The organism is Lysobacter sp. S4-A87, assembly GCF_022637455.1.
Classification (GTDB): Bacteria; Pseudomonadota; Gammaproteobacteria; order Xanthomonadales; family Xanthomonadaceae; genus Lysobacter_J.
The window spans coordinates 2952462-2978759 of record NZ_CP093341.1 but is presented as its reverse complement, the minus strand read 5'-3'; the positions used below and the strand labels follow the sequence as shown (position 1 = coordinate 2978759).

Below are 26298 nucleotides of genomic sequence, written 5' to 3'. Positions count from 1 at the left end.
GCGTGCCTTCATTGCACCTCACGCGTATTCATCATCAATGTTGATGCCCGCGCGGTTCATGCCCCGTTTGGAAATCGCCGCAACGCCATGCAGCGTTCGTTCACTACCAGGCGTGCGTTATAGCTGGACATCAAAAAGCGCAATCACCGGAGTTACGATCCAACGATGGAAGCGTCAGGCGAACCAGCGCGCGGATCCACCGTCAACCTGCTCTGGACCGGCGGATGGGATTCGACATTCAGACTGCTTCAGCTTCTGCTGACGCATCGGGTTCCGGTCGCACCCTATTACCTGGAGGACCCGACCAGGGCATCGACCCAGGTCGAACTGGAGACCATGGTCTGCATCGGCGAGCGCCTGCGTGCGATGTACCCGCACACACGCGATCTGCTCGGGCCGATCCGTGTCGCTTCGGTGGGTGATGTCGTCGATGATGACGAGATCAACGCCGCACTCCGCGAGATCCGCAGGCGCAGCTTCATCGGCAGCCAGTACGCGTGGCTGCCGGCATTCTGCAAGCACCACGCGATCGGCGACATGGAACTCGGCGTGCACGTCGACGACAAGGTGCAGGCACTGGTGCGTCCGTACGCCCAGCAGTTCGACCACCCGGACGGCTACAGCAGCGTTCGCGTCGATTCGCGCCATGCCGATACCGCCGAGTACCGCCTGTTCCGCTACTTCAGCTTCCCGCTGTTCGCCATCGACAAGGTCGGCATCGACCGGCAGGCACAGGCCGAAGGCTGGGGCGAGATCATGGACATGACGTGGTTCTGCCACACGCCTGTGCGTGGCCGGCCCTGCGGAACCTGCGCGCCCTGCCTCTACACCATCGAGGAAGGCCTGGCGCGCCGGGTACCCGCTTCGCGGCGAGTGATCTCGTGGTTCTACCGGCACCTCGCGCTTCCGCTGAAGGCACCATTACGGCGGATCCGCGCGAGGTTGCGCGGAGGCCATGGCAGTCGGCCTGCCGCACCAGGGGTCGGCCGGCCCTGATGCCTGCGCAGGTCAGGGCGTGCGTTTCGAAGCGCCAGGCAGCTCCGCCAGGGTTTTTGCAGCGACATCATCGAGGTTGACCGGGCCGCGGTGCTTGGCCTGCACCGATCCGCGATAGAGGGCGCGCCACAGCACCCGGATATCGTCCGGCTGCAGCACTTCCACCAGCAGTCCGCCTTCGACGATATCCTTGGTATCCAGCTTCACCGCCGGCACGCCGTTGGCGCCCTTGGTCACGATCTGCGAGCAACCACCGGCCTTGCATTGGACGCCTGCCTCGTTCGCGCTGGCCAAGCCGGTGTCGCGCACCGTGGTTTCCTCGGTGTCACGTACGCCGACGCGGTAGGCAACGGCGATATCGGCCTGGCGGATGTCTTCGGTGCGCCGGTAGCCCTTGGCCTGGAGCGCCTTGTCCAGCGACGCCTCCATGCGCTGTCGCAGTTTCGGGTCCTGGACGCGCGTGTCGAACTCTGCCGCCAGTTGCGGTGGCATGGCCACCCAGGCGTAGCGGGCGCCTGGCAGGGAGGTCGCGGACTTTGACACCTGGACCGATGCATCCGGCTCTTGTACAGCCGCGGCGCCAGGCGCGAGGAAGAGCGACAGGGCGCAGAAGAGCAAGGAGGACTGCAGGCATTTCATGAAGGGTGCTCCGGATTCGGGGAGGTGACGCGGGGACGTGAGATCAACGCACTCGTGGGCCCCCGGCCCGGTGGCCAAAGTGCGGTTCGAAAGCATTGCGCCTTGGCAATCGTCCGATCAGCGCATGTGAAACAGACGTGACGACCTCCGTGCGTTCACGACGCCGTCACCCCTGCGGGAGACGCTATGACGCACGAAGTCGACCGCCGAATCTCACTGTTCGAGGCTGGCACCAGCATGAAGCTTCCACTTCCAGGTCTGTTTGTCGCCGTATGGGCCATTGCCGTTACAGGCTGCGGCGACAAGTGCCACAACGAGCAGGTAAGCGTCGCGCCATCGCCGTCGGGGCAGTTCCGGGCGATCGTGTTCCATCGCAACTGCGGCCCAACGACGGAACGCAACACGCAGGTCGCCGTGCTCCCGAAATCGGCCCAGCTGGCCAACATTCCCGGCAACACGCTGATCGTGGGCGGCGACATCCCGCTGAAGGTCCGCTGGGATTCGGAAACTGCGCTGACAGTCTCAGGACTCGGATCGGCTCGCGTGTTCAAGCAGAACAAGACCGCCGCCGACGTAACAATCTCCTACGCAAAGTAGCCCGGGTAAGCGCAGCGCACCCGGGGCTTTTGCGCGTCGGTCCCTCTCCACGCAGACGGATTCGTGGAAGCGCGAACCCGGGTGCGCTCCGCTTACCCGGGCTACGGAGGTTGATTGGACCCGAGTCAGGTTCATGAGCGGCCGCGGCCGGGCGCGGTGTAGCATGGATCGCGCAACCGCCCACTTCGCGCGTTCGTTCGGCCGCTCGGCGCCCGCCCTCCTCGCTCCCCTTCACGTCCGACCTACCCGCCTCCATCCGAGGCCTCCGGGAGCGCAGATGCCGGGCTATACAACCCGAAACCAGATCGAGCTCGTCGGCGGGCACGACTATCGCCTGCGTGTTCTCAGCGACAAGCAGCAGTACTCGGACCCCGACGGCCATGGCGAGCGGCTGGGCATTTCCTCCGCGCAGTGGAGCCTGTTTGGCCAGGTATGGCCGGCCGGACGCCTGCTCGCGCAGGCCATGCACCGCTTCGACGTTGTCGACAAGCGCGTCCTGGAGCTGGGCTGCGGCATCGGCCTGGCCAGCCTGGTGCTGCAATGGCGCGGCGCGAACGTCGTCGCATCGGACATGCACCCGCTGGCAGAGTCCTTCCTCGCGTACAACGCTGCACTCAACGCGCTGCCTGCATTGCACTATCGGCAACTGCTCTGGGACGTACCGCTACCGACGCTGGGGCATTTCGATCTGATCATCGCCAGCGACGTGCTGTATGAACTCGATCACGCATTGCTGCTGGCAAACGTGGTCGAAAGGCATGCGCTGCCGGCGGCCGAAATCGTGGTCACCGATCCCGGCCGCGGCCACAGCACCCGCTTCACCCGCCTGTTGGCAACGCAGGGGTTCGTGCTGGTCGAGGAGCGCTGCCCGATGGACGACAACGACCTGCCACCGTACCGGGGACGGTTGCTGCATTACTCGCGCCGCGCGCCCGCAAAACCGGATTGAGGCTTGCCGCGCGTCGCGGACACGAGCACCCTGATCGGCCACGCGGAGTGCCTCGTCATGAATCCGGTATCGATCGTGCTGCTGGGCCTGGCCATGTCCACCGATGCCTTTGCCGCGGCATTGGGCAAGGGCGCGGGCATGCTCAGGCCGCGCTGGCCACAAGCGCTGCGAATCGGGCTGATATTCGGCGTCGTCGAAGGCCTGACGCCGATCATAGGCTGGCTGCTGGGCACTGCCGCCTCGCGCCATATCGAGGCATGGGACCACTGGATCGCCTTCGGCATGCTCGGGGCGCTGGGACTCCACATGATCTACAAGGCCGCGACCGACCAGGATGCAGCTGAAGCAGCGGCAGTCGGCGGACGCAGGGATGGGCTGTGGTCGATCGCCCTGACCGGCCTGGCGACCAGCATCGACGCCATGGCCGTCGGTGTCGGCCTGGCGTTCGTGGAGGTGAACATCCTGATCGTGGCCGTCGTCATCGGACTGTGCACCGTCACGATGGTGACGCTGGGGATCATGGCCGGCCGGGTGCTGGGCACGCTGATCGGCAAGCGCGCCGAGATGGCCGGCGGCGTCATCCTGATCCTGGTGGGCGCCACGATCCTCTACGAACACCTGCATGCCGCAGCCGGCTGATCGCAGCCGGGACTGACGGCGACGGGTACGGGCGTCACCCAGCGATCAGGGACGAACGCGAACGCCGAATCCCGACTTCATTTCGTCCAGGTCGAGATTGCCGTCGCTGTTTCGGTCGAGCCAGCCGAACCGCATCTCCAGCGCGCGACGCAGCTCGCCATCGTCGAGTTCGCCATCGCTATCGAGGTCGGCAACGATCAGGCGGTCCGCCGCGGTTGGCACTCCCTGCACCGGCGGCCCCAGGATCTCCTGCAGCTCCTGTGCGGAGATGAGCATGTTGTGGTCGCTGTCGGCCGTTTCGAAGGCGACCTCGCTGTCGTACTCGTACTTGCTCAGCACGCCGTCGCGATTGGCATCGAGGAACTGGAAGCGGGACTCGGCATTGTCCGGAAGCGTCTGCGTCGTGGTGCCGGGCGCATCGCACAGGCCTGGTCCTGAGACCGCGACGCCAAGCACGATAGCGGACAGGCGCAGCAGGCAGGTGGTCATGGCGGTTCCCCAGGGCGATGAGCTCAAGCTCATGCAACGGCGCTGGGGCCGCAAAGCGGACAGCCAGGCGGCCCAGGCGCTCCGCCGGAGGCCCGGCTGGACTACAGGAAGAAGGTCCAGAGCATGACGCCGCCGATCGTCCCCGCCATCGCGGCGACCAGGCCACGCTGGAACCAGTGCGATACGGGCGATGTACTGGCGGTCAGGACCGTGTCGTCAGGCGCCAGCCCGATCAGCGACACCAGGTAGAGCAGTGACACCACGATCGGACAGATCAGCGGGTTGTCCAGCCAGAAGTTCACCGGCCAGTGGCCAAGTGCGATCGCGGCGGTCAGGGTGACCCACAGCCAGCCGCGTCCGGCAACGAGCAACGGCTTCTGGGAACGCACGATGGCGAAGCCCGCCCAGGCCAGAACCAAGGTGGTGACGACGTAGCGGGCGAGATCGAGCGAAGTCCAGGAAGCCACTGCACAACCGCCCCGGAGGGCGTCCGTTCAAACCACTGAGTCTGCGGCTCGAGGTGTCGGAGACTGGTCGGAATGGAGCTTCGCTGCCGCTGTCTGCGCCGCGGGCGCATTGATGCCTTTGCATCAACAATGAATTCCCGCGGACCGGGCTACCCATCGGCGGCCGGAATGCCTAGAACTGCACGTTCGAAGGCGCGAGCGACGCGAGCGGGGGCATGCACGCGCGGCGGGCAGCTGGTGGGACCGTGGCCGGAGTACGGATGAAGCATCTGTTTGCCCGCAAGATCGAACTGGCGTTGCCGGCCCTGCTGGTGATGGTGGTGCTGGGCGTGGCCCTGCTGGTGGTGACGGCGCTGTGGGAGCCGGAAGTCAGCACCGGCCCGATGACGCCGGCCGGCTACATCGCACTCAAGCGCGGCGACACCATCACGACCGGAAGGCTCAGCGTGGCGACCCGCGAGACGTTCAACGTGACCGGTCTGGCGAAAGGCCCCTGCGCCAGCGTTTCGCGCGCCTGCATCGACGCACTCGTCGCCAGCCCCGGCATCAGCGAAGAGAAGCGCCAGTCGGCGTTGGCCGAGCTGTGGATCGCGCACGCGATGGCCATGGACTCAAGCGCCATGAACTCAAGCGCCATGAACTCAAGCACGGATGCCGGCAACGCTGCCCTGCTCGATTCGTGGATGGAAGCGGCACGCCACAGCTACGCCTACCTGTTTCTAACGGAGCGCGCGTCATCCGACCGCGCCTTCGACGAACGCCAGACGCAGGTGCGCGATTACTACAACCTCGCCACCGAGAACGCGGCCCGGATCCTGTTTGCGCTGGCCAGGCATACCCCCCGGTCAGGGACCGGGGACCACATGACACTGGGCGCCTGGAACGTGCAGGTGGACATGGCCGGGATCCGGTTCCCCGGAAACGCCAGGCGCCCCAGCGAGCTGATCCCGGCCTCGTCGTTGTCGTTCGCCGGCTTGCGCAGCATCTACCGGCGCGACGGCCTCGGCGCCGAACTGCTGGCGGTGACACCCACGTCGCCTCGCAGCGTCGGCAACGCCATGCCACCACTGAAGTTCGGCAGCACGCGTCTGCAACCATCGCAATGGGGCAAGGGCGTATGGGGCGAGATGAACTCACCGGTCATCTCCGTGCTGACCCGGTTCCCGGGCAAGGACCTGGCCCAGGTGCTGGCCACCCACGACGCCACGCTGACCCTGCTCGACCCGTACCGGCATTCGGCAGTGAACCTGCAGGGACAATCGGTGCCGCTCGCCGCCAACTTCACGGCCGGCTATGGATGGTGGCTGGCGCGTTCGGGGTTCTATCAGCAGTCGCTCGACAGCCTGCTGGGCCGGGCCAACGGCATCGATCGCCCGCACCTTTACATGATCCAGCCCTTCGATCCGGACCGCCGCATCATCCTGATGCTGCACGGCCTGGCCAGCAGCCCGGAGGGCTGGGCCAACGTTGCAAACGAGCTGATGGGCGACGAGGAACTGCGGCAGAACTTCCAGATATGGCAGGTCTATTACCCAACCAACGTCCCCCTCGTGTTCAACCACTACGCGATCCGGCAGACCCTGCAATCGGCGCTCCACCATTTCGACCCCGACGGCACATCGGTGGCGTCCCATGACATGGTGCTGGTCGGACACAGCATGGGCGGCATGATGGCGCGCCTGATGGTGTCATCGTCCGGCGACGCGCTGGTGCAGATGGTGCGCGACGACCACGACCTCGACGATGCCGAACTCAAGCGCGTGCTTGCCAGCGTCAGGCCGGCGCTGGTCTTCGATCCCATTCCCAATGCCGGGCGTGTGATCTTCCTGGCAACGCCGCATCGGGGTACGCACGCTGCCGGCAGCTGGTGGGCACGCACGCTGTCGGCGCCGTTGCGCCTGCCTGCGGAGCTGACCGGCGGCGTGCGTCAGCTGCTGGACGCTCCCGGCCCGGCGAACCGACGCAAGCGCAAGGACCTGGCCAACAGTGTCCGCAATCTCGACGCCGCCAGCCCCTTCATCCGTGCGGTCGCGCAGATGCCGATCTCGCCCGCCGTGCAATGCCACTCCATCATCGCCCGGCGAAACGGCAATGGCCCGCTCCAGGCGTCGACCGATGGGCTGGTGCCTTACTGGAGTTCGCATCTGCCGTCGGCTTCATCGGAGGTGGCGGTCATCTCCGACCACAGCGTCCAGAAGGACGCCGCCAGCATCATCGAACTGCGGCGCATCCTGCACGAGGACATTCGCCAGCACGCCCGGCTCTGAATGCGCTTCCCACGCCTGGCGGATCCGCCCGGATGCCTGCGCCCAGGACAAGCCGGTGGCAGTCGAGTACTCGCTTCACAGCGCCTCGGCCCATGCGGAAACCGATTGCCAGTCGTCGCTGCGGACCGACTCACGCACCGAGGCTCCGATCTCATGGATCAGCAGGTTGGCGGCCGGCGGGCCGGCATCCGAAACCAGGGCACGCGGCTCCGCAACAGACGCGACGGGCAAGGCACCCGTCAGCCACGCTCCGCGCAGGAACACGTCGACGACGGACATCACGTGCTCACGGACCTCGCCCATGTCCAGCGACGGGCGCAGACCAAACACGATTTCCAGGTAGAGGTTGCTGCGCAGCATTGCAAGGAACGCCCGCGCGGCGGCATCGCAATCATCCGGGCGAACTTCGCTGCGGATCCTGGGATCGAGCAGGACACCGCGGATGTGTTCCACGGCACGCTCGGGGCCGAACGTCCAGAACGCATCGGCCGCATCGCCGAATCGGCCATGCTCGGAGACAGCGGCCTTGTGCAAGCCGATCGCCGCAGACGATGTCATCGCGCTGAAGACCCGCATTCCCAGCTCGACCAGCACCTCGTCGAAGCGCTCGCCCTGGCGGACGCGCGAGGCCTTCAGCGCTGCATTGGCATTCCTGTTCGCCTCGACGAGGAAGTACTCGCGCAGGAGCTGGTGGACATTGACCTGCTCCACGTCGGGTTCCCGTCGCAGCTTGCGGAACAGGCCGTTCGGCGTCCACGTCCAGTAGGAGCGTCCCAGCAGGAACGACATCAGCACGCTGCAGTTCGACCATCCGCGCATCTGGCTGCCACGGCCGGGTATCGATTCGCGCACCTTCAGGATGTCGCCCGACGCGCCCCAGCGCAGGAACTTCACCGCCTGGTCCAGGGTGAGCACGTTGACCATCAACCGCGTCCACCACGGTTCCACCAGCAGCCAGTTGCCATCGCCAAGTGACCGCAGCGCGAAGACGTGCTTGTGCCGGGCATCGGCGAACCGGTGCCACCATTGCCGCCTCAGCCCGGGCACGAAGCAGATGAACCAGGTGCTGGCCTCGATCGATACCGGCGATCCATTGGCGTCCACTTCGATGGCGTCGGTGTCCTTCGCATCGGTGATCGGCCACGTGCCGCGCACCGGCCGCGGAATAGTCACCGCCGTGCGACCAATCTGCTCAGCGTTGATCATGGACAGCAGTGCACGCATCGTTCGATTCCGGTCGAATGCCTTTGAGAAACCCCTCGACCCGCCGGCCGACGCCGTCCGCAGGCTGTGATCCATCCGCTTGCGGGCCCGTGCCAGACAAGTCCCAGCCGACGCGCAGATAGGCCATGAAGTGGCCGGCGAGGCGACGACTGTCCAGATCGAGCCTCACGCCGGCCAGCTGCGCGGAGCGGAAGAACCGGGCCAGCTCGCTCTGCACGACATGGGGTCCGCGCCGATAGAACTCTCCTTTCATGCGCGAATCCCGGATGGTGTCCGTTATCGCGATCCGATAGAGGTTCTTCAGGCGCAGGTCGGCGTACTCGTCCGTGACGCGACGGCCGTAGGCGACCAGCTGGCGCATGAAGGTCGCTTCCGTCGGTGACTCGTCCAGTGGCTCGAGCATGAAGGCGACGATGTTCTCCACCAGGGCGATGACGAGGTCATCCATGCTGCCGAATTCGTCGATGACCTCCCGTTGCGACACGGAGGTGCCGGCGAGGAATGCCTCGATGCTGGTCGCACCATCGTTGGCCATGCGAAGTGCGTCCGACACTTCCTGGAGGATTGCGCAGCGGCGGTCGCTCGGCCGCCGGGTCGGTTCTTCAATTGCAGTCATCGGGTCAGCCCACGTCGGAGCCGATGGATCGTAGGACGTCGCGTTCGGCGCCTGAAGGCGTCGGCGCATCAGCACCGTGTTTCCCGTCCTGCATCAGTCGCGCCGGGCCCCGCGTTGCGCGGCGGTTCGGCATTGATGCCGGACGGGAAACACCGAATTTACGCGGAGCTGTCTTCCGGCTTGCCGCGCCGGGATCTAGATTTCGCGCACGCCCGGCCAGCCATGACGCCTGGACGGTCCGCAGATCCCGCCAGGAGCACCGCAAATGAGCCCCGACGCCCGCTTTCGTGCCTGGATGCTCGGTTCGCTGGCATTGACCGGCCTGAGCTTCCTCTACTACCTCGTCGCCGACATCCACATGCCGGTGTCGCCCGAAGCACGCCTGACCTACCACGTGACCCAGGTCGCTCCCGACGTCAGCGGCCGCGTGGTCGATGTCGGCATCCGCAACAACCAGAAGGTCGAGCGCGGCCAGCTGCTGTTCCGGGTCGACCCCGACACCTATCGCACCGCCGTCCACGATGCCGAGCTGTTGGTCGAGCAGGCCATGCAGGACAACACGCAGCTCGATGCCACGATTGCGGCAGCCACTGCAGAGGTCCGTCGCGCCCAGGCCAACGCCGACGATGCCGGGCGCGAGCTTCGCCGTTATCGCGAACTGGTCGATGAGCGCTATGTATCGCGCTCGGCCCTGGACCAGGCCCAGGCACGTTCCGACGTGTCCCATGCTGCGCTGCAGTCCGCGCGGGCCGCACTCAATGCCGCCCGTGCCCAGCGTGGCAGCGATGGCGACCGCAGCCTTCGGCTGCGCCGCGCGCGCAATGTCCTGGCCAACGCGCAACTCAACCTGCGCCGCTCGGAAGTGTTCGCCCTGGCACCGGGCATCGTCAGCAACATGCGACTGGAAGCCGGCGCCTATGCCCAGGCCGGTGCGCCGAAGGTGGCCCTGATCAGCACCACCCCCAACCTGCAGGCGGACTTCCGCGAGAAGGCGCTGCTGCACGTCGAAGACGGAACGCTGGCCCAGGTCGCGTTTGATGCCTTGCCGGGCCGGTTGTTCGATGCCGTGGTCACCTCGCTCGATGCCGGCGTGGCCCGCGGCCAGATCGACCCGGACGGCCGCCTCGCCTCCACCGATCAGAGCGACCGCTGGGTCCGCGACGCCGAGCGCGTGCGCGTGAACCTTCGCCTGCTCGAGACGCCGCCCCGCCAGCTCATCACCGGGGCGCGCGCCACGGTGCAGTTGCATCCGCAATCCAGCGGCCTGCGGCATTGGCTGGGACGCGTGCAGATACGCGTGATCACCCTGCTCCACTATGTCTACTGACGCACCCGCCGTAATGGCCCGCCAACCGTTGGCGATCAGCGAGGACGCCTGGCGGCAGGCGTGCCGGTTGACGATCGGCACGCTGGCCGGGCTTGCCATCGCGAAAGCGCTGGACTGGCCGTTCGGCGTGTTCTTCGCGCTGTATCCGGTACTCCTGTTGGGGCTGGTGCCGTTCTACAAGTTCCGCGTGGCTGCGCAGTTCATCGCCAGCAGCGTGGTGAGCATCGCGGCCGCCAACGTGCTGGCGATACTGGGCAACGTGTCGCCGGTGCTGGCGATATGCGCCTTCTTCCTGCTGGCCGTCTTCTGCTTCCGGCTGATGGCATTGGGGCCGTTCTTCCTCTTCGGCGCCCTGACCATGGTCTCGACGTCGGTGCTCGTGCACCTTGCGAGCTACCCGTTCGTGCCGGTGCGCGATCTGTTTGCCGCGCAGTTCATCGCGACGTTGATCGCCGCCTTCCTGTCGGCCGCGGTGCATGCGCTGCTGCCGGAGCGGCGGCCCATGCAGCCGCCGGGACCTCCCAGGCCCGTGCCGTTCGTGCGGCACCAGATGATGCTGGGCGGAGTCTGCGCGACGGTATCCTTCGTTGCGTTCCAGTTGCTGGACCTGAGCGATTCGCCCTCGGCACAGGCCGCCACGGTCCTGATCCTGTTCCCGATGACACTGGCCGGTGGCCGGCGCGCGGCCTGGACGCGCGTCGTCGGCACGCTGCTCGGCACGGTGTTTGCGCTCGCCGTGCAACTGCTGCTGTACACACACCTGGGCAACGCCGTGTTCGTCCTGGCGCTGTACGGCATAGGCGCGCTCCTGTTTGCGACCATGCACGTGCGCGAGAACGCCGGACCGGCAGTCGGCCTGAGCGCAGCGACCGCCATCGCCGTGCTGATGGGCCAACTGGCGCCCAGTTCGGATCTCTATGGCGTATCGCTCTATCGACTAAGCTCGGTCGCAGTCGCCATCCTCGCCATGCTGCTGTGCATGTTCGCCGTCGAAACCGTCCTCAACCGGTTTGCCGCCACCCGCATCGCACCGGTGCGGACCTGAGCCCGGCTGGAATCGTCCGGGCGGCACCGGTAATTGATCCCACCATCGGCCGGCACTGGTTCCGGCCCCGGAGAATCCAGTTGAAACCCACCTCACCGATTTCCGTCGACCTGCACCACCCGGTCCGCACCCTGTCGGACCGCGTTGCCTACGGCACCACGCGCGTGCTGCGCTTCTTCGCCGACACGTTGTTCGCCAAGCGTTACGGAAACAGGGCCATCGTCCTGGAAACGGTCGCGGCCGTACCCGGGATGGTCGGCGGCGCGCTGCTGCACCTGCGCTGCCTGCGCTGGATGCTCGACGACAAGGGCTGGATCCGCACACTGCTGAGCGAAGCCGACAACGAGCGCATGCACCTGATGACGTTCATGGAGATCGCGCGGCCAAGCTGGTTCGAACGGATGATGGTGCTGGTCGCGCAGGCGCTGTTCTTCACGTTCTACCTGCTGCTGTACCTGGTCTCCTCGCGCACCGCGCACCGCCTGGTCGGCTATTTCGAGGAGGAAGCGGTCGTGAGTTACACGCGCTACCTGGAGGAGATCGACGCGGGCCGGATCGACAACGTGCCGGCACCGCTGATCGCCATCGAGTACTGGAAGCTGTCGCCCGACGCTCGCCTGCGCGAGGTGGTCATCGCGGTGCGCGAGGACGAGGCAGGCCATCGCGACGTGAACCATGCCATCGCGGGACAGCAGGGGCACTCGGTGCCGGCCACGGAAACGCTGTAACCGCTGCGGGGGCCTCAGGCCCTCGTGCCGTCGAGGAAGATGTCCACGACCTGCGTCACCCGCGCTTTCCACACCCGTTCCGCCAGTGGTGGCCGGACGCCCAGGACGACCTCCAGGTAGACGTCGTCGCGCAGCATGCCGACGAAGTGCTCGGCTGCTTCCGTCGGGCGCGGGATGTCCAGCAGGCCGGCATCGCGATGCCGCTTCAACAACTGCGCCAGGCCCGATGTCGCGCGGCGCGGGCCATTGTCGAGGAATGCCTGCGCCAGGCCGGGCATGCGCGTGCCCTCGGCGATGATGAGCCGGTACAGCGCCACCGTCCGCGGATCCATCAGGATCCGCATGATCGCGCGGGCGAACATCAGCAGCGATTCGCGAACGTCGTCGCCGGCGGAGTCCTCGGCATCCGGCAGCGCTTCCAACGCCTCTTCCGACAGGTTGGTCATGATCGCGGCGAACAGGTCTTCCTTGCCGCCGAAATGGCTGTAGATCGCCCGCTTGGAGCCCCCGACCTTCTCGATCACCGCATCGATGCTCGTGGTCGCGTAGCCGTCCCGGAGGAAGAGCTCGCAGGCCGCATCCAGGATCTGGTCCCTCAGCTCATTGGAGCTTCGACGAGTGCGGCGGGATGCTTCCTTGGGCATTGGCGTGGTGCGTTCCTGGCTTGACACGAACGGTACCGCCAATTACCTTACGGATCAACGGTACCGTTTGGTACCTATCGACAACTTCCTTCGCAGGATCGCCACGGCTTCCGATCCGACCATGCCAGTACCCTCCCCGCAGTCGACGACAACCCGAGCCGAACCACTGGCCGCATGCTTCTCGACCAGTTGCGCCGGCGTCATCGCCTTCGTGTCCGTGGCCAGCGAGGGCAGCTTCGCCCGCGCCGCTGATCGGCTGGGCATTGGCCGGTCCGCGGTCAGTCGCAGCGTGCAGAAACTGGAAGAACAGCTCGGCGCGCGGCTGCTGCGGCGAACCACGCGCAGCGTGTCGCTTACCGGCGAAGGCGAGGTGTTCTACGAAGCTTGCCGCCCCGGTGTGGAGAGGATCGTCGCGGCCATGGAAGGCGTGCGCGACCTTCGCGACGGCCCTCCGCGCGGGCAGCTGAAAGTCAGGGCAACCCAGGGCTTCGGGCGGCAGGTGATAGCGCCGTTGCTGTCTGAATTCCGGGCGCGGTTCCCCGAGCTGTCGGTCGAGTTGCTGCTGGATGAAGGCGTCGTGGACTTCGCCGCCGACCGGATCGACGTGGCGTTCTGCGACGGCCCCCTGCAGGACAGCCAGGTGATTGCCCGGCAGCTGGTGCCGGTGCGCATGCAGGTGTGCGCGTCTGCCGACTATGCGCGCAGGCACGGCTTGCCGGCGTCGGTGGATGAACTGGCGCGGCACGCATGCATCAACCTGCGTCTGCCCAACGGCCGCCTGCAGGCCTGGCAGTTCCAGACCGACGGACACACGCGCAGCCTGTCGCCCAATGCCCGTATCGTCTTCAACGATACCGCGCTGGTTCTGCAGTCCGTGCTCGATGGCCACGGACTGGCCCAGCTGGCGGCCTGCCAGGTCCGCGATGCCGTCCGCTCCGGCGAACTGGTGACCTGCCTGGCCGACATCGCGCCGGATGACCGCAGCCACTACATCTGCTATCCCAGTCGCAAGCAGCTGCCAAACCGTATCCGCGCCTTCGTCGACTTCATGACCAGCCGCATCCGCGAACCGTGCTGAAGCCGGGCGAAGCTGCCCAGGTGTCCGCCGGGGAGTACGCTTCCGGGCCACCGCCCCGCAATCAACATGTCGCACTGGACCCGGGAGGAAACGATGCGACGCCTGTTTGGCTGGTCCGCCATCGCCCTGCTTGTCCTGCTCGCCGCGGTCGGCGGCGCCTTGCTGCTCACCAACCACCTGGCGCCACCGGCCACAGGTAGACCAGGCCATGCATTGCCGCTGCAACCGGCGCAGACCGCGATCGATCGCGAGCTGGCGCCCCTGCTGGCAGCCAACCCGGGCAAGACGGGCGCCATCTTCCTTACCGATGGCGTCGACGCCTTTGCGGCGCGGGCAATCTCGGCGCGCAAGGCGGGCCGCAGCCTCGACCTGCAGTACTTCATCTGGCACAACGACCTGACCGGGCGCCTGCTGGCTAGCGAGGCCTACGACGCTGCGCAGCGCGGCGTGCGTGTACGCATCCTGCTCGATGACATGAATGCCGCGGGCCTGGATCCACACCTGCTGGCGATGGACGCACATCCCGGCATCGAGCTGCGGCTGTACAACCCGTTCCGCAATCGCCAGGGCACCGGGCGTGCCTTCGAGTTGGCGCGCCGGTCGTTCAGCATGACCCACCGCATGCACAACAAGGCCTGGATCGCCGACGGCCGGATCGCGATCATCGGTGGGCGCAATATCGGTGAGCAGTACTTCAGCGCTGATTCCGAGGTGAACTTCCGCGACCTCGACCTGTTGTTGCTGGGGCCGGCCGTGCAACAGGCGAGCACGATCTTCGACCGCTACTGGAACAGCAGCGCCGCGGTGCCGATCACGACGCTGGACACAAAGGATCCGCAGGCACTGCGCACCCTGCTCCGCGAGGTCTACCGCGATGCCCGCAGCACAGGCGCACGACGCTATCTCGATCGCGTGGCCAGATCGCAGCTGGTACGCGATTACTACGGGCGCGCGTTGCAGCCACACTGGAGTGCAGGCATCGAGGTCGTCGCCGACCCGCCCGTGAAGTGGTCGGACGACAACCGCGCGCAATGGCTGATCGGGCGTCTCGGGCCAACGATTTCCGCAGCTCGCAAGAAGGTGCTGGTGATCTCCCCGTACTTCGTTCCGGGCGAGGATGGCGCGGCCAGGCTCGCCGCCTTGACCCGGCGGGGCGCCTACGTCGGCGTGGTTACCAACTCGCTGGCCGCAACCGACGTCTACCCGGTGCACAGCGGATACGCGCAGTACCGCGAACGGCTCATCCGCGAGGGGGCGGACCTCCATGAGCTGCGCGCACACCCGCGCGACCAGCCGTCACCGGGCCTGATCCGCCCCGGTGCGAGCCTGCACACCAAGGCCTTCGTCCTGGACGATGCCCGTGGCTTCGTCGGATCGTTCAACGTCGACCCGCGCTCGAAGAATCTCAACACGGAGATGGGCGTGCTGTTCGACGATCCGGTCATGGCCAGGCAACTGCGCGATGAGTACCTGCGCCTGACCGCTCCGGCGATGAGCTACTGGGTCTATCGCGACAGGGCCGGGGAACTGCGCTGGCTCGACCGTGCCCAGGCCTCCCCGGTCGCCCTGGATCGCGAGCCCGATGCCGGTTTCTGGAGTCGCGCCCTGGCGTGGGCCTCGGGCTGGCTCCCGATCGAATCGCAGCTGTAGCGGGCGGTGCTTCAAGGCAGCGCTAGAAGGCAGTGCCCGTGAATATGACGACGTCTTCAGGCTCCTTGCCGCTGACATCACGCTCGTACTCCGCCGGATCCAGTGCGGCCAGGGCACACCCTGCACCATGGGCGTGAAGAGTGACCACCGCCCCCTGCAGCGACAGGAACGTGGGTCGGCGCGCTTTCTTCGCACCCTTCGTGAAATAGCCCGCTTCGTGGCCACGGAGAACCACCGCTTCGCCACCCTTGGCGCTGGCGGCCGCCTGCAACTTCGCGAATGCATCCCGATACCTCACCGTCGTCGGCGCCATGCCGGTGCGGAGGTTCGGTTCCCGGCTGCCGAGCGTGACCGAGACCTGGCCGAGCCGATCCTTCACGCACGACGGCGACGCGCCCAGCAGCCGAACTTCGGTCGAGGTGTCGGCCGCGTTCGCCACAAGAACCACCGCCAGCAACAAACTTCCCGGTAATGCCCTGCAATCCATCTGCTTGCCCCCAGAGCTGCGCGAACTGTCGTCTGCATACTAAGGGACGCGGCGGCGAGATTTCCGCCGCTCCCAAACCAGGCACGATGAGGTCCGACGCTCTGGACGCGTGAAGTCGTCCGTCATCGACCAGCCGTGACAATCAATGTCTGGCCGGGCAAGCCCCTGCGCCAGTTCGCCGCTGGTGATCGAAACCAGGAGACTGACATGTCCCGTTCGAAGTCCATGGCACGCGCCGTGCTGTTCGCATTGATGCTCTGCGCCCTGCCGGCTGCGGCGGAGGTAAAGCCATTTCCCGCCAGCTTCCGCGAAAGCCAGATGCCGGTAGCCGGTGGCACGCAGTACGTGCGGGTCGGCGGCAAGGGGCCGGCCGTCGTGCTGCTCCATGGCTTCGGCGACACCGGCGACATGTGGGAACCGCTGGCAGCCCGGCTCGTCAAGAACCACCTGGTGATCGTTCCCGATCTTCGCGGCATGGGGCTGTCGTCGCATCCCGAAGATGGTTACGAGAAATCAGCACAGGCCCGCGACCTGGTTGCCATTCTCGACAGCCTGAAGGTGAAGCAGGTGCAGCTGGTCACCCACGACATCGGCAACATGGTCGGCTATGCCCTCGCCGCCCGTTATCCCGGCCGCGTCACCGCATGGGTGGTGATGGATGCACCCTTGCCGGGAATGGGAACGTGGCAGGCGCAACTGATCAATCCCAAGGTCTGGCACTTCAATTTCCGCGGCCCGGACGTCGAGCGCCTGGTCGCCGGTCGCGAACGCATCCTGCTGGACCGGTTCTACAACGAACTCGGCGGCGACCCCGCCGGCATCGACGAGCAGACGCGCCAGCATTACGCCGAGCTCTATGCATTGCCTGGCGCCATCCACAATTCCTTCGGCGGACAGTTCGAGGCGTTCTCACGAGATGCGGAGGAGAACAAGGCGAACTTCGCCAAGGTTGGCAAGCTGCAGATTCCCGTACTGGCGATCGGCGGCGACCACTCCTATGGCGCTTCCATGAAACCGGAAGTCGACTACGTCGCGTCGAATGTCGAAGGCGCTGTCATCCAGAATTCGGGGCACTGGATCATGGAGGAGCAACCCCAGCAGGCAATCGACCTGATCGTCCCGTTCCTGGCAAAGCATTGAGGGTGGCCGGCCGGATGCAGCCGGCCGGCATCGCTACCAGCCCGGGCCTTGTACTGGCTGGAGGGTCGAAGGAGTCAGGTCTATCCCAATGAGTCAACCGGCACCACGGTCATCGCTGGAGCAGGGGGTCGGAAAGCGCGGGACGTCCGCTCCAGCAACATGGGACGTTGGAAGATCGTCGCATAGCGGTAAGGCCAGTCGGCCCGTGATTCATCAAATGGCTCCAAGGACCAGCGGGTCCAAGGCCAATCCTGCTTGGTCGGATCGGATTCGTGGATGCATTGCGCATCCTCCGTTATGGGAAGCAATCCAATATCCTTCACCACACGTGCCTTCAGGTCGAGATCGATCCCGTCCAGGATGAGATAGCCTCCCGGTACGAGCAGGTTCGCCAAGTTGCGAAGGCACCTCTCCGCCAATTGCGGCCCCATTGGTCCAAGGAAGTTGCATGCGAGCACGGCGTCCTGCAGTCCGTGCCGATCTGACAGCCCGGGATCGGCTGCGTCGTCGACATGCCAGGACGTGCCGGCACGAATTGTGTCCTTGACCCGATAGGCACCGTTCGGGCAGAGATCGAATATCTCATCGACGGCGTCCGAAGAAGTCGACAGGACGTTCTTTCCATCGACCCAAAGAGTGCCACCGGATGACGACGGCGCTTCGAGGCGATAGGTTGCCTGCCGTGCCGATGCAATAGCGTCATGGACTATGTCGATGCCTCTCGCATCGATTGAGATGTCCGGTTGCGTTTTGCGTACAAGCCACAGAAGTGAGTAGAGCTCAGCCCCCACACTACAGCCGACCGACATGACTCGCAGGGAGGTCCTTTCGGGACGTGCGCTGCAGATCAGGTCCGCCGCCAGCGCCAGCTGCGGCGGATTGCGCAGGAACCACGTGTAGTGAGACTGGGATCTGTCCGTGTACCGCACGTAATGGTTGTAGATGACTGCGCCCAACCGGCGCATTGGTCTGCTCGCGAGGACAGCGGGGGGAAGTCGCTGCCAGAATCGACGCGCGAGCGGCAGCAGCGGGGCGGCGAGCAGCCCGTTCGAATGGTTTTTCATGGTGTCCATCGTCCAATCCGGGGGATTGGTCACCGATACGGACGCCTGGCTCGACGCCGCGAGGCACCGAGTAGCGAGGGCGCACCCAAGGCCCGCCATCGACCAAACGGGCCGATGGGCACGCCAGCAGATGCCGGACACGCTAGGCGTCGAAGCTTCTTCGATCGGTGGCGCTAGGTCTGGGAACCCAGGCGATTGGCGGACGGAATGGCCCCGCGCATCTGCCCGCAGGAACGTCGCGCTCGGGCAGGCGGAAGATCGTGGACGTCGTCTTCACGATTACGCATATGGGGGCGACCGAAAGGACGTCGGCCGCCACGATCACCGCGTGGTGGTGCAAAAGGCCGTGGGATCCTGTTGCGTGGCCGGGATCAGTGCTGGGGGAGCCAAGCTTCCCGGGCTCCGCACCACGATCGTGATCATGGTCGTGATCATGGTCGTGATCATGGCCATAAACATGGTCATGGTCATGGTCGTGGTCGTGGTCATGGCCCCAGATACCGGCCGCGGCGTGTTCGACTTCGTGGAGCTGCCCAGCCGCTATCAGGACTGGCTGCGTCGCCAGCCCCAGCAGAAGCAGCGCCATGAAGCTGGCACGCAGAACGGACACGAGTTGTCGGGCACTTGGAAGCATGGCCGCCGATCAAGTTGCAGCACGTGTACCAACGCGACCGAGCCCGCGGGCCGGCCATCACCAGACGAGGGGAGCGCGCCTCCAACCATCCTGACAGCCACAACCGGCCCTCGCTTCAGTACCCCCGACAACGCGATGCCTGTGACCACCTCTGACTCGTTCCTTGGCCCCCACCAGAGTGTCTGTGGGGAATGAAGCCGCAGCGGCCACGGGATTTCAGTGCGAGGGGCCAGCCATCGGTCGCGCTCCTGGCGTCGTCGAGACGGCATCACCGGGCCACTCAGCCCCTAACTCCCGATCAGCCCACCGGAGGGCAACCACCGGGTTTGAAAACGCGCTCTGTAGATGCCGGGTTTCTTTCCAGGGCGCCACCTACGCGGGTGGGACGCCTGGAGAACGAACCGCCGCAGTTGGGGCACCGACCGCCCAGAACTGACTCGACGCAGGTCGTGCAGAACGTGCACTCGAACGAACAGATCCAGGCGTCTGTCGAATCCGGCGCCAGATCAACATTGCAGCACTCGCAGCCTGGACGCATCTGCAACATGTCGGACTCCTATCGCGAGGGGCTCCAGCTTATCGCGCGGCCAAAGTACCCCCGACAAGGTTACGGCCCGCCAGGCGGGCCGTAACCGGACACTCGCCGGACTACGACACTCACGCGCCGCCGGAGGAAGCGTTCGTCATCTTCGCGAGGACCTGATCCAGGCTGAAGCTGGCCGCCTTCTGGCGTGGCGGGAACTCCTTGAAGGTCGCGATGAAGTCGGCAACGATGGCTTGCGCAGGCACGCACAGATAGATGTGCCGGAAATGCCAGTCGTAGTACGTGTTCGACGTGATCTGTGCCCGTTCGTACGGGTCCATGCGCAGGTTGAAGATGTAAGGCGCGCGCAGCTCCACGAATGGCTCCAGCCAGATCTTGAGCGTGCCGGGGACACGCTGCTCCATGAACATCAGCTTCCAGTTGTCGTAGCGCAGCGCGGCGACTTCGCCTTCGTCGGTGAAGTAGATGAAGCCCGGGCGCGGACTCTTCTTTTCCTTTCCCGTCAGATACGGCAGCAGGTTGTAACCGTCGAGGTGGACCTTGTAGGTCTTGCTGCCGATCTTGTAGCCCTTCCTGAGCTTGTCCTTGATGTCGGGCTCCCCCGCGATCGCGAGGATGGTCGGGAACCAGTCGAGGTGGCTGACGATCTCGTTGGACTCCGAGCCGGCCGCAATCTTGCCGGGAAACCGGACCATGCAGGGAACCCGGTACGCGCCCTCCCAGCTCGAGTTCTTCTCGTTGCGGTACGGCGTGGTGCCGGCGTCTGGCCAGGTGTTCATGTGCGGACCATTGTCGGTGCTGTACTGGACGAAGGTGTTGTCGGCAATGCCGAGCTCGTCCAGGAAGTCGAGCATCTCGCCGATGCACTTGTCGTGGTCGATCATCACGTCGTGATATTCGGACTGCCACCGGCCCGACTGTCCGCGGCTCTCGGGCTTCACGTGCGTCCAGGCGTGCATGTGTGACGTGTTGAACCACACGAAGAACGGCTCGCCCGCGTCATGGGCGGCCTGGATGAACTTCTTGGCCGCCGCCAGGAATTCATCGTCGCAGGTTTCCATGCGCTTCTTGGTCAGCGGGCCGGTGTTCTCGATCTTCTGCCCGCCCTTGCCGTCGGCCCAGCAGTGCAGCACGCCACGGGGGCCGAACTTCTTCTTGAAGTCGGGGAAGTCCTTTTCGTTCGGGTAGTCGACATGCTCGGGCTCTTCCTCTGCATTGAGGTGGTAGAGGTTGCCGAAGAATTCGTCGAAGCCGTGCATGGTCGGCAGGTGTTCGTCGCGGTCGCCCAGGTGGTTCTTTCCGAACTGGCCGGTGCGGTAGCCGAGCGGCTTGAGCGCTTCGGCGGTAGTAACGTCTTCGGCCTTCAGGCCCAGCTCCGCGCCCGGCAAGCCGACTTTTGTCAGGCCCGTACGCAGGCCGCACTGGCCGGTGATGAAGGAGGCCCGCCCCGCGGTGCAGCTCTGCTCCGCGTAGGAGTCGGTGAAGATCATGCCTTCCTTCGCGATCCGGTCGATGTTGGGTGTTCGATAACCCATCACGCCTTTGGTATAGCAACTCAGATTCGACTGGCCGATATCATCGCCCCACATCACGAGAATGTTGGGACGCGCGGAGCCCTTCTCCGCACTTTTTCCGGACTTGCCTGCGGCTGGCTTCGCGGCCATCACCTGTCTCCGTAGACGCCGCGGGAGGGCGGCGGAGGATTGTTGTCCTCCGCCGGTGAAAGCAGCGTCGCCTGTCACTGGCGTCGCATCGGCGTCACGAACCTAAACGACGATCAGATCGGATCGTCAATCGACCTGGCCAAACCGGTGAAAAGTTTCGGGCCGCCTTCGGTCATGTACCAGCAGTCTTCCAGGCGGATGCCGAATTCTCCCGGGATGTAGATTCCCGGCTCGTCGGAAAAACACATTCCGGGTGCCAACGGTGTGGTGTCGCCGTGGACCAGATAGGGCGGCTCGTGACCGTCCAGGCCGATGCCGTGGCCGGTGCGGTGGGGAAGGCCGGGCAGGCGGTAGGCGGGGCCCCAGCCTTCCTTTTCGTAGTAGGCGCGCACGACGTCGTCGATGGTGCCCACCGGCGTGCCCAACGTTGCCGTCTTCAACGCAAGTTCCTGGCCGCGCTTGACGGTATCCCAGACCTTCCGCTGTTTCGCCGTTGGCTTGCCCATCACCCAGGTGCGCGAGATGTCCGATTGATAGCCATGCACGGTGCAACCCACATCCATCAGGATGACCGAGCCCTCGCGCAGGGTTTGCGGCTGATTGGAGCCGTGTGGATAGGCGCTGGCCTCGTTCAGCAGCACGAGGGCGAACCCCGGCACGCCGCCCAGTGCCACCGTGGCGGCATCCGTCATGGCGGCGATCTCGTCGGGGCGCATGCCGGGGCGGACGTTGCCATGGACGTGGCGCAGCGCCGCCAGGGTGACGTTGCTGGCGGCCTGCATCAGCGCGAGTTCGGCCGGGGACTTGATCAGCCGGACGGCTTTCACCAGGGCGTCGCCCGACACCACCTGGTAGGCACCGGCGCTTGCCTGGCGCACGCCATCGACGATGAACAGACGCGTGGTGGATTCGAATGCGATCGGTGCGGAAGTAACGCCACGGTCGCGAAGGGCGCCCACCAGGAGGGCGAACGGGCTTTCATGCTCATTCCACGGCCGCACCTCACCGCCCACCGCCAGTGTCTCGCGTACCGAGGGCACTTCGAAGGCCGGGGTGACGACGACGACGTCGCCACGCGCCGGGATCACGGCGGCCGTCGTACGCTCCGAGCGATGCCACTGGACCCCGGTGAAGTAATCCAGGCTCGAACCCGACTCCAGGATCAGGGCGCCGATTTTCCGGTCGACCATCAGCCGTTGCAGCTTGGCGATCCGCGCCAGGCGCTCCTCCACGGAGATCGGCTTGGCGCCAGTGGTCAGGGAGGTCAACCCGGTAACCCCGGGGGGCGCAGCCATGGCCGGCACGAAGGCAGTGGACGCTGCCCCGGTGGCAGCGATAGCTGCAGTGAGGAAGTCGCGACGACGCATGGAGGCTCCCAACCGATATGGATCGGAGCGGACGTTACCACCGTCTGGCCGCCCCATCCGGGCATATGACCGCAAATGGCCCCGCTGGCGCTTGATGGACCAGGCCAGGCTGATGGTCCAGTGCATTGGACAGCCCTGGCCATGCAAACCCAAACTGACACGCACGATGAAGCAGCCACGAAGGTATCCGCGATGAGCAGCGCTTCCAGTCCAATTCGCATTGCGCTGATCGGATACGGCTATGCCGCGCGCACATTCCATGCACCGCTGATCCAGTCGGTCGCCGGACTGTCCATGGAGCTGGTTGCCTCAAGCCGACCCGGGCAGGTGCAGGCCGAACTTCCCGGCGTGCCGGTCGAAAGCGACCCCCTGCGGGCGGTCGTCGCCCCCGGCATTGACCTGGTGGTGATCGCCACACCCAACGACACGCACTTCCCGCTCGCGCAAGCTGCGCTGCGCGCGGGCAAGCACGTCGTCGTCGACAAACCGATGACGCCCGACCTGTCGGAAGCACGCGAACTGAGCGCGACGGCGAAGGCCCATGGCCGGATCCTGTCGGTGTTTCACAACCGTCGCTGGGACAGCGATTTCATCTCGGTGCGGCAGGCCATGCGCGAAGGCCTCATCGGCGAGGCTCGTCATTTCGAATCGCGCATCGAACGCTTCCGTCCGCAAGTGCGTGATCGCTGGCGCGAGCGACCGGGACCGGCAACGGGCCTGTGGTGGGATCTTGGACCTCACCTGGTGGATCAGGCGCTGGCCCTGTTCGGATGGCCCGATACCGTGCAGGCGAACCTGGCGCAGCAACGCAGCGGCGCAACGACGGACGACTGGGCACACGTCGTGCTCGGTTTCGGAGCGATCAGGGCCATCCTGCATGCAGGGATGCTCGCTGCGATTCCCGGACCGCGCTTCGTCGTGCATGGAACGCGGGGATCCCTGGTCAAGGCGCAGCCCGATCGCCAGGAGCAGCAGCTGATTGCGGGACTGCGACCCGGCGACCCGGAATGGGGTATCGATCCCGATCCCTTGCAATGGCGATGCGATGACGGCCCGCTCCAGACGCGGGCCGCCGTCCCGGGTGACCAGTCCCGGTTCTATGTGGAGCTCGCGCAGGCCATCGCGGGCGAAGGGCCCAATCCCGTTCTACCCGAGGAGGCCATCCGGGTGATGGCCGTCATGGAAGCGGCGATGCGCGCGGCGTCGGAGGGGCGAGCGGTTTCGCCAGAGCTTCCGCTGTAGTCCTCCGCGGGGCCGGGGGCGGACATCAGCGCCGGCCGTCGCCACCCTACCCCATTGCGCACCCGGCGGCGCGCCGTCGGCCTCGTGTCGTCCCCCTGTCGGGGCCGTGTCGTCACGGGGGCGGGCATGCGGCAGGATGATGGCGTGACCCGCGCACTGATGACCAGGAGCATCCATGCACGTCAACAGCACCCGCCTTCGAGAACTACGCACTGCCCGCCAATGGTCGCAGGAGCAACTGGCCAAACTGAGTGGCTTGAACCTGCGGACCATCCAGCGCCTCGAGTCAGGCGCGAAGATTTCGACGGAATCCTTGCGGGCACTGGCTGCCGTCTTCGAGGTGCCGGCCGAGAGCCTGCTGGCAGGCGATCCGTCGCCGAGCCAGCCGGCCCTGGACGCGATGCGCGAAGGCGTGCTTCGCGGCCTGGACTTCACCGGCACGACGCCACGCGCTGATTTCTGGTGGTTCGCGCTCGCCGTGGCAATGCTGCTGGCCGTCGCCCAGGTACTGGCCGAAGCTGTCGGTCAGTTGCCCCTGCAGATCGCCTCATTGCTTGTGCTGCTGCCGTGGGTCGCGGCGTGCACCCGGCGCCTGCGTGACGCCGGCCTCAATCCCTGGTGGCAGCTCATCAGCTTGGCGCCGGTGGGAGGCATCCTGGTGCTGCTCTATCTGCTGACCTACCCGACCAAGGCAGCGGAACCCGTCGAGGGGACAGCGGGCTGAGCCACCGCAGCCACGCGATGGCTCACAGCACCCCTTGTCGGAGGCAGTGCGGCCTCGTGCAAGGCACCCCATGCATGTTCATGCCCAACGATGCGTCATGGGCTCGCAATACGTGACCAGAGCACTCGACGCGTGCGCGGTGCGCCCGCACCATAGCGCCCTCGCGTAAGCACCGCTTCGCTCCATGGAGTCCGCATGCCCCGTCATTCCATCGCGCTGCTGGTCGCCGCCGCGCTCGGCCTGGCCACCCCCGCCCTTGCGGCCGAGAAACCTCGCACAGTCAGCGCCCTGCTCGACACGCAGATGATGGGCGCAGTGCGCCAGGATCCCGAGCTGCGGACATTGCTCGGGCTCAGCGGCGATGGCATCGACCTGTCAGGCCAGCTCACCGACGTCTCCCTGCAGCGACGGGCCGTGCTGCGCACGCAGATGCAGCACAACCTGGATGAGGTCGAGCACTTCGATCAAATGCAGCTGACCGGCCAGGATCGCTGGAGCTATGGCCTGGCTGTATGGTTCTACCATCGCCAGATTGAACTGATGCAGCCCGAATGGGCGCCGGCGTGGTTACCGGCCGGCGCGTCCACCTACGCCGTGGATCAGTTGTTCAGCATCCCGGTGTCTTTGCCGCAATTCCTCGAGAACCAGCATGCCGTGCGCGATGAGGCCGGCGCACGCTCGTACGTGTCGCGACTGCATGCGGTGGCGAAGAAGATCGACGAGGTCGGTGCGAACTTCGATATGCAGAAGGCGCACGGTGTGCTGCCTCCGCAAGTCGCCATGGAAGGCGCCGCCGCGCAGATCCGCGCCCTGATCTCGCCCGAGCCTGCACTGAGTCCGCTGGTGCTCTCCTTCAAGCGCAAGCTCGAGGCGCTGTCCCAGGTGCCGACAGCCCGTCGAGACGAGTTGCTCGCCCAAGCGGTCGACGCCGTACGTACTGATGCCAATCCCGCTTACGCCCGGTTGCTGGCGCGGCTCGACGCTGAAGTCGCGCGCAAGCCGGGCAACCGTGGCGTGTGGGCGCTGCCAGGCGGTGATGCGTATTACGACGCCGCTCTGCGCTGGAACACGAGCACCGACCTCAACGCGGATCAGATCCATGCCCTCGGACTTTCCGAAGTGGCGCGCATCGAACGCGAGATGGACGCGCGCCTGCGCACACAGGGCCGCACCGAGGGCAGCGTTGGCGAGCGGATGTCGGCGTTGTTGACGGACCCGCGGTTCCAGTACGCCGATACGGAGGCCGGACGCGCCGAGCTCATCGCCGACATCCGCCACAATCTGGCGGCGCTGGAGCCTCACATTCCGACCTATTTCGGTCGCACGCCGCCCGAGCCCCTGGACGTGCGCCCGGTACCTCGGCAATCCGAGGCCAACGCACCCGGCGCCTACTACGTGCAGCCGGCAATGGATGGCTCGCGTCCGGGCGTGTTCTTCATCAACCTCGGCAACCTGAAGGCGAACACGCGGTGGAGCTTGCCCACGCTGACCTACCACGAGGGCTCGCCTGGCCACCATTTCCAGATTGCCATCGCGCAAACGTTGACCGATCTGCCGCTGCTGCGCCGCAGCCTCAACCCCAGCGCGTTCACCGAAGGGTGGGCGCTGTACGCGGAGCAACTGGCCTCCGAGATGGGCCTGTACAGGGACGACCCGTGGGGCGATCTGGGGCGACTTCGCGCCGAGCTGTTCCGCTCCGTGCGACTGGTCGTCGACACGGGGCTCCACCGCAAGCGCTGGACACCCGAACAGGCCATCACGTACATGCGCGCGCACACCGGCATGCCGGAAACCGAAGTGCGCAACGAGGTCTACCGCTACCTTGTCCAGCCAGGCCAGGCCTGCTCGTACAAGGTCGGTCACCTGAAGTTCGTCGCGTTGCGAGAGCGTGCGCGCACGGCGCTGGGGCAGCGTTTCGACATTCGCGCCTTCCATGACCTGGTGCTCGGCAACGGCGCGTTGCCGCTGGCGGTGCTGGAAGCGTCAGTCGATGACTGGATCGCCACGCGACCAAAATAGACCCACGCTTGACGCGACGCGCCCTCTGCTGGAGAGGGCGTGTCGCTGGTACCGGGGT

Annotated in this window: 26 protein-coding genes; 15 read left to right on the top strand and 11 right to left on the bottom strand. The window is 65.9% G+C overall.

Annotated elements, in window-relative coordinates:
• Positions 1-165: 165 nt before the first annotated feature.
• Positions 166-996: a hypothetical protein gene (locus MNR01_RS13330; protein ID WP_241918256.1), complete on the top strand. Its 831-nt coding sequence runs from the start codon at positions 166-168 to the stop codon at positions 994-996.
• A 12-nt stretch (positions 997-1008) separates the two neighbouring features.
• On the opposite strand, the gene MNR01_RS13325 is transcribed toward MNR01_RS13330, so the two are convergent.
• Complete coding sequence (locus MNR01_RS13325; RefSeq protein ID WP_241918255.1) at positions 1009-1539, bottom strand: DUF4136 domain-containing protein; 531 nt, start codon at positions 1537-1539, stop codon at positions 1009-1011.
• A gap of 282 nt (positions 1540-1821) precedes the next feature.
• Between MNR01_RS13325 and MNR01_RS13320 the strand changes: the two genes are divergently transcribed.
• The 3 genes from MNR01_RS13320 to MNR01_RS13310 all read left to right on the top strand — a co-directional run bounded on the left by MNR01_RS13320 (position 1822) and on the right by MNR01_RS13310 (position 3820).
• Positions 1822-2232 (top strand): hypothetical protein, encoded by a 411-nt coding sequence (locus MNR01_RS13320; RefSeq protein WP_241918254.1) that lies wholly within the window; start codon positions 1822-1824, stop codon positions 2230-2232.
• 277 nt (positions 2233-2509) lie between these two features.
• Positions 2510-3181 (top strand): protein N-lysine methyltransferase family protein, encoded by a 672-nt coding sequence (locus MNR01_RS13315; protein WP_241918253.1) that lies wholly within the window; start codon positions 2510-2512, stop codon positions 3179-3181.
• Positions 3182-3238: 57 nt separating this feature from the next.
• Entirely contained in the window at positions 3239-3820 is a 582-nt protein-coding gene (locus MNR01_RS13310; protein ID WP_241918252.1) for a manganese efflux pump MntP family protein, read from the top strand.
• A gap of 45 nt (positions 3821-3865) precedes the next feature.
• On the opposite strand, the gene MNR01_RS13305 is transcribed toward MNR01_RS13310, so the two are convergent.
• Positions 3866-4309, bottom strand: a complete 444-nt coding sequence (locus MNR01_RS13305; RefSeq protein ID WP_241918251.1) for a hypothetical protein — start codon at positions 4307-4309, stop codon at positions 3866-3868.
• A 101-nt stretch (positions 4310-4410) separates the two neighbouring features.
• Positions 4411-4776, bottom strand: coding sequence for a hypothetical protein (locus tag MNR01_RS13300; protein WP_241918250.1), 366 nt, complete (start codon positions 4774-4776; stop codon positions 4411-4413).
• A gap of 260 nt (positions 4777-5036) precedes the next feature.
• Here MNR01_RS13300 and MNR01_RS13295 point away from each other — a divergent pair, with 260 nt between their 5' ends.
• Positions 5037-7043, top strand: a complete 2007-nt coding sequence (locus MNR01_RS13295) for an alpha/beta fold hydrolase (protein ID WP_241918249.1) — start codon at positions 5037-5039, stop codon at positions 7041-7043.
• A gap of 75 nt (positions 7044-7118) precedes the next feature.
• On the opposite strand, the gene MNR01_RS13290 is transcribed toward MNR01_RS13295, so the two are convergent.
• Together MNR01_RS13290 and MNR01_RS13285 are read right to left on the bottom strand one after the other, a co-directional pair.
• Complete coding sequence (locus MNR01_RS13290) at positions 7119-8267, bottom strand: TetR/AcrR family transcriptional regulator C-terminal domain-containing protein (RefSeq protein WP_241918248.1); 1149 nt, start codon at positions 8265-8267, stop codon at positions 7119-7121.
• On the bottom strand, positions 8236-8883 hold the full coding sequence (locus tag MNR01_RS13285; protein WP_241918247.1) for a TetR/AcrR family transcriptional regulator C-terminal domain-containing protein: 648 nt from the start codon (positions 8881-8883) through the stop codon (positions 8236-8238). Before MNR01_RS13285 ends, MNR01_RS13290 begins: the two co-directional genes overlap by 32 nt.
• Before the next feature lie 265 nt (positions 8884-9148).
• Between MNR01_RS13285 and MNR01_RS13280 the strand changes: the two genes are divergently transcribed.
• From MNR01_RS13280 to MNR01_RS13270, 3 genes are all read left to right on the top strand, one after another.
• Positions 9149-10210, top strand: a complete 1062-nt coding sequence (locus MNR01_RS13280; RefSeq protein WP_241918246.1) for an HlyD family secretion protein — start codon at positions 9149-9151, stop codon at positions 10208-10210.
• 13 nt (positions 10211-10223) lie between these two features.
• The gene (locus MNR01_RS13275; RefSeq protein ID WP_241918245.1) at positions 10224-11255 is read left to right on the top strand and encodes a DUF2955 domain-containing protein; all 1032 of its coding nucleotides are present in this window, start codon (positions 10224-10226) and stop codon (positions 11253-11255) included.
• 80 nt (positions 11256-11335) lie between these two features.
• Positions 11336-11983, top strand: coding sequence for an alternative oxidase (locus MNR01_RS13270; RefSeq protein WP_241918244.1), 648 nt, complete (start codon positions 11336-11338; stop codon positions 11981-11983).
• 14 nt (positions 11984-11997) lie between these two features.
• Here the strand turns inward: MNR01_RS13270 and MNR01_RS13265 are convergent, their stop codons facing one another.
• Positions 11998-12627: a TetR/AcrR family transcriptional regulator gene (locus MNR01_RS13265; protein WP_241918243.1), complete on the bottom strand. Its 630-nt coding sequence runs from the start codon at positions 12625-12627 to the stop codon at positions 11998-12000.
• Between MNR01_RS13265 and MNR01_RS13260 the strand changes: the two genes are divergently transcribed.
• On the top strand, positions 12620-13705 hold the full coding sequence (locus tag MNR01_RS13260; protein WP_345779013.1) for a LysR family transcriptional regulator: 1086 nt from the start codon (positions 12620-12622) through the stop codon (positions 13703-13705). The two genes, MNR01_RS13265 and MNR01_RS13260, sit on opposite strands and share 8 nt — an antisense overlap.
• A gap of 66 nt (positions 13706-13771) precedes the next feature.
• A complete protein-coding gene (locus MNR01_RS13255) occupies positions 13772-15355 on the top strand; it encodes a phospholipase D family protein (protein WP_241918242.1) in 1584 nt (527 codons plus the stop codon).
• Positions 15356-15377: 22 nt separating this feature from the next.
• Here the strand turns inward: MNR01_RS13255 and MNR01_RS13250 are convergent, their stop codons facing one another.
• Positions 15378-15812, bottom strand: a complete 435-nt coding sequence (locus MNR01_RS13250; protein WP_241918241.1) for a hypothetical protein — start codon at positions 15810-15812, stop codon at positions 15378-15380.
• A gap of 237 nt (positions 15813-16049) precedes the next feature.
• Between MNR01_RS13250 and MNR01_RS13245 the strand changes: the two genes are divergently transcribed.
• A complete protein-coding gene (locus MNR01_RS13245; RefSeq protein ID WP_241918240.1) occupies positions 16050-16982 on the top strand; it encodes an alpha/beta hydrolase in 933 nt (310 codons plus the stop codon).
• An 80-nt stretch (positions 16983-17062) separates the two neighbouring features.
• On the opposite strand, the gene MNR01_RS13240 is transcribed toward MNR01_RS13245, so the two are convergent.
• Positions 17063-18055: a CheR family methyltransferase gene (locus MNR01_RS13240; RefSeq protein WP_241918239.1), complete on the bottom strand. Its 993-nt coding sequence runs from the start codon at positions 18053-18055 to the stop codon at positions 17063-17065.
• A 412-nt stretch (positions 18056-18467) separates the two neighbouring features.
• Here MNR01_RS13240 and MNR01_RS13235 point away from each other — a divergent pair, with 412 nt between their 5' ends.
• Positions 18468-18875, top strand: a complete 408-nt coding sequence (locus MNR01_RS13235) for a hypothetical protein (protein ID WP_241918238.1) — start codon at positions 18468-18470, stop codon at positions 18873-18875.
• Positions 18876-18978: 103 nt separating this feature from the next.
• Here the strand turns inward: MNR01_RS13235 and MNR01_RS13230 are convergent, their stop codons facing one another.
• The 3 genes from MNR01_RS13230 to MNR01_RS13220 form a co-directional block, all read right to left on the bottom strand.
• The gene (locus MNR01_RS13230) at positions 18979-19218 is read right to left on the bottom strand and encodes a DUF1272 domain-containing protein (RefSeq protein WP_241920625.1); all 240 of its coding nucleotides are present in this window, start codon (positions 19216-19218) and stop codon (positions 18979-18981) included.
• 119 nt (positions 19219-19337) lie between these two features.
• Positions 19338-20888: an arylsulfatase gene (locus MNR01_RS13225; protein WP_241918237.1), complete on the bottom strand. Its 1551-nt coding sequence runs from the start codon at positions 20886-20888 to the stop codon at positions 19338-19340.
• 113 nt (positions 20889-21001) lie between these two features.
• Positions 21002-22381, bottom strand: coding sequence for a Xaa-Pro peptidase family protein (locus MNR01_RS13220; protein ID WP_241918236.1), 1380 nt, complete (start codon positions 22379-22381; stop codon positions 21002-21004).
• Positions 22382-22447: 66 nt separating this feature from the next.
• Here MNR01_RS13220 and MNR01_RS13215 point away from each other — a divergent pair, with 66 nt between their 5' ends.
• The 3 genes from MNR01_RS13215 to MNR01_RS13205 all read left to right on the top strand — a co-directional run bounded on the left by MNR01_RS13215 (position 22448) and on the right by MNR01_RS13205 (position 26240).
• Positions 22448-23497 (top strand): oxidoreductase, encoded by a 1050-nt coding sequence (locus MNR01_RS13215; RefSeq protein WP_241918235.1) that lies wholly within the window; start codon positions 22448-22450, stop codon positions 23495-23497.
• Positions 23498-23672: 175 nt separating this feature from the next.
• Complete coding sequence (locus MNR01_RS13210; protein WP_241918234.1) at positions 23673-24221, top strand: DUF805 domain-containing protein; 549 nt, start codon at positions 23673-23675, stop codon at positions 24219-24221.
• Positions 24222-24416: 195 nt separating this feature from the next.
• On the top strand, positions 24417-26240 hold the full coding sequence (locus MNR01_RS13205) for a DUF885 domain-containing protein (RefSeq protein ID WP_241918233.1): 1824 nt from the start codon (positions 24417-24419) through the stop codon (positions 26238-26240).
• Positions 26241-26298 lie beyond the last annotated feature (58 nt).

What these genes read in the sequence shown, in the direction of transcription:
- MNR01_RS13330 (WP_241918256.1), top strand. Translation starts at nt 166, where the DNA reads ATGGAAGCGTCAGGCGAACCAGCGCGCGGATCCACCGTCAACCTGCTC.
- MNR01_RS13320 (WP_241918254.1), top strand. Translation starts at nt 1,822, where the DNA reads ATGACGCACGAAGTCGACCGCCGAATCTCACTGTTCGAGGCTGGCACC.
- MNR01_RS13315 (WP_241918253.1), top strand. Translation starts at nt 2,510, where the DNA reads ATGCCGGGCTATACAACCCGAAACCAGATCGAGCTCGTCGGCGGGCAC.
- MNR01_RS13310 (WP_241918252.1), top strand. Translation starts at nt 3,239, where the DNA reads ATGAATCCGGTATCGATCGTGCTGCTGGGCCTGGCCATGTCCACCGAT.
- MNR01_RS13305 (WP_241918251.1), bottom strand. Translation starts at nt 4,309, where the DNA reads ATGACCACCTGCCTGCTGCGCCTGTCCGCTATCGTGCTTGGCGTCGCG.
- MNR01_RS13295 (WP_241918249.1), top strand. Translation starts at nt 5,037, where the DNA reads ATGAAGCATCTGTTTGCCCGCAAGATCGAACTGGCGTTGCCGGCCCTG.
- MNR01_RS13290 (WP_241918248.1), bottom strand. Translation starts at nt 8,267, where the DNA reads ATGCGTGCACTGCTGTCCATGATCAACGCTGAGCAGATTGGTCGCACG.
- MNR01_RS13285 (WP_241918247.1), bottom strand. Translation starts at nt 8,883, where the DNA reads ATGACTGCAATTGAAGAACCGACCCGGCGGCCGAGCGACCGCCGCTGC.
- MNR01_RS13280 (WP_241918246.1), top strand. Translation starts at nt 9,149, where the DNA reads ATGAGCCCCGACGCCCGCTTTCGTGCCTGGATGCTCGGTTCGCTGGCA.
- MNR01_RS13275 (WP_241918245.1), top strand. Translation starts at nt 10,224, where the DNA reads ATGGCCCGCCAACCGTTGGCGATCAGCGAGGACGCCTGGCGGCAGGCG.
- MNR01_RS13265 (WP_241918243.1), bottom strand. Translation starts at nt 12,627, where the DNA reads ATGCCCAAGGAAGCATCCCGCCGCACTCGTCGAAGCTCCAATGAGCTG.
- MNR01_RS13255 (WP_241918242.1), top strand. Translation starts at nt 13,772, where the DNA reads ATGTCGCACTGGACCCGGGAGGAAACGATGCGACGCCTGTTTGGCTGG.
- MNR01_RS13245 (WP_241918240.1), top strand. Translation starts at nt 16,050, where the DNA reads ATGTCCCGTTCGAAGTCCATGGCACGCGCCGTGCTGTTCGCATTGATG.
- MNR01_RS13240 (WP_241918239.1), bottom strand. Translation starts at nt 18,055, where the DNA reads ATGGACACCATGAAAAACCATTCGAACGGGCTGCTCGCCGCCCCGCTG.
- MNR01_RS13235 (WP_241918238.1), top strand. Translation starts at nt 18,468, where the DNA reads ATGGTCGTGATCATGGTCGTGATCATGGCCATAAACATGGTCATGGTC.
- MNR01_RS13230 (WP_241920625.1), bottom strand. Translation starts at nt 19,218, where the DNA reads ATGCGTCCAGGCTGCGAGTGCTGCAATGTTGATCTGGCGCCGGATTCG.
- MNR01_RS13225 (WP_241918237.1), bottom strand. Translation starts at nt 20,888, where the DNA reads ATGGCCGCGAAGCCAGCCGCAGGCAAGTCCGGAAAAAGTGCGGAGAAG.
- MNR01_RS13220 (WP_241918236.1), bottom strand. Translation starts at nt 22,381, where the DNA reads ATGCACTGGACCATCAGCCTGGCCTGGTCCATCAAGCGCCAGCGGGGC.
- MNR01_RS13215 (WP_241918235.1), top strand. Translation starts at nt 22,448, where the DNA reads ATGAGCAGCGCTTCCAGTCCAATTCGCATTGCGCTGATCGGATACGGC.
- MNR01_RS13210 (WP_241918234.1), top strand. Translation starts at nt 23,673, where the DNA reads ATGCACGTCAACAGCACCCGCCTTCGAGAACTACGCACTGCCCGCCAA.
- MNR01_RS13205 (WP_241918233.1), top strand. Translation starts at nt 24,417, where the DNA reads ATGCCCCGTCATTCCATCGCGCTGCTGGTCGCCGCCGCGCTCGGCCTG.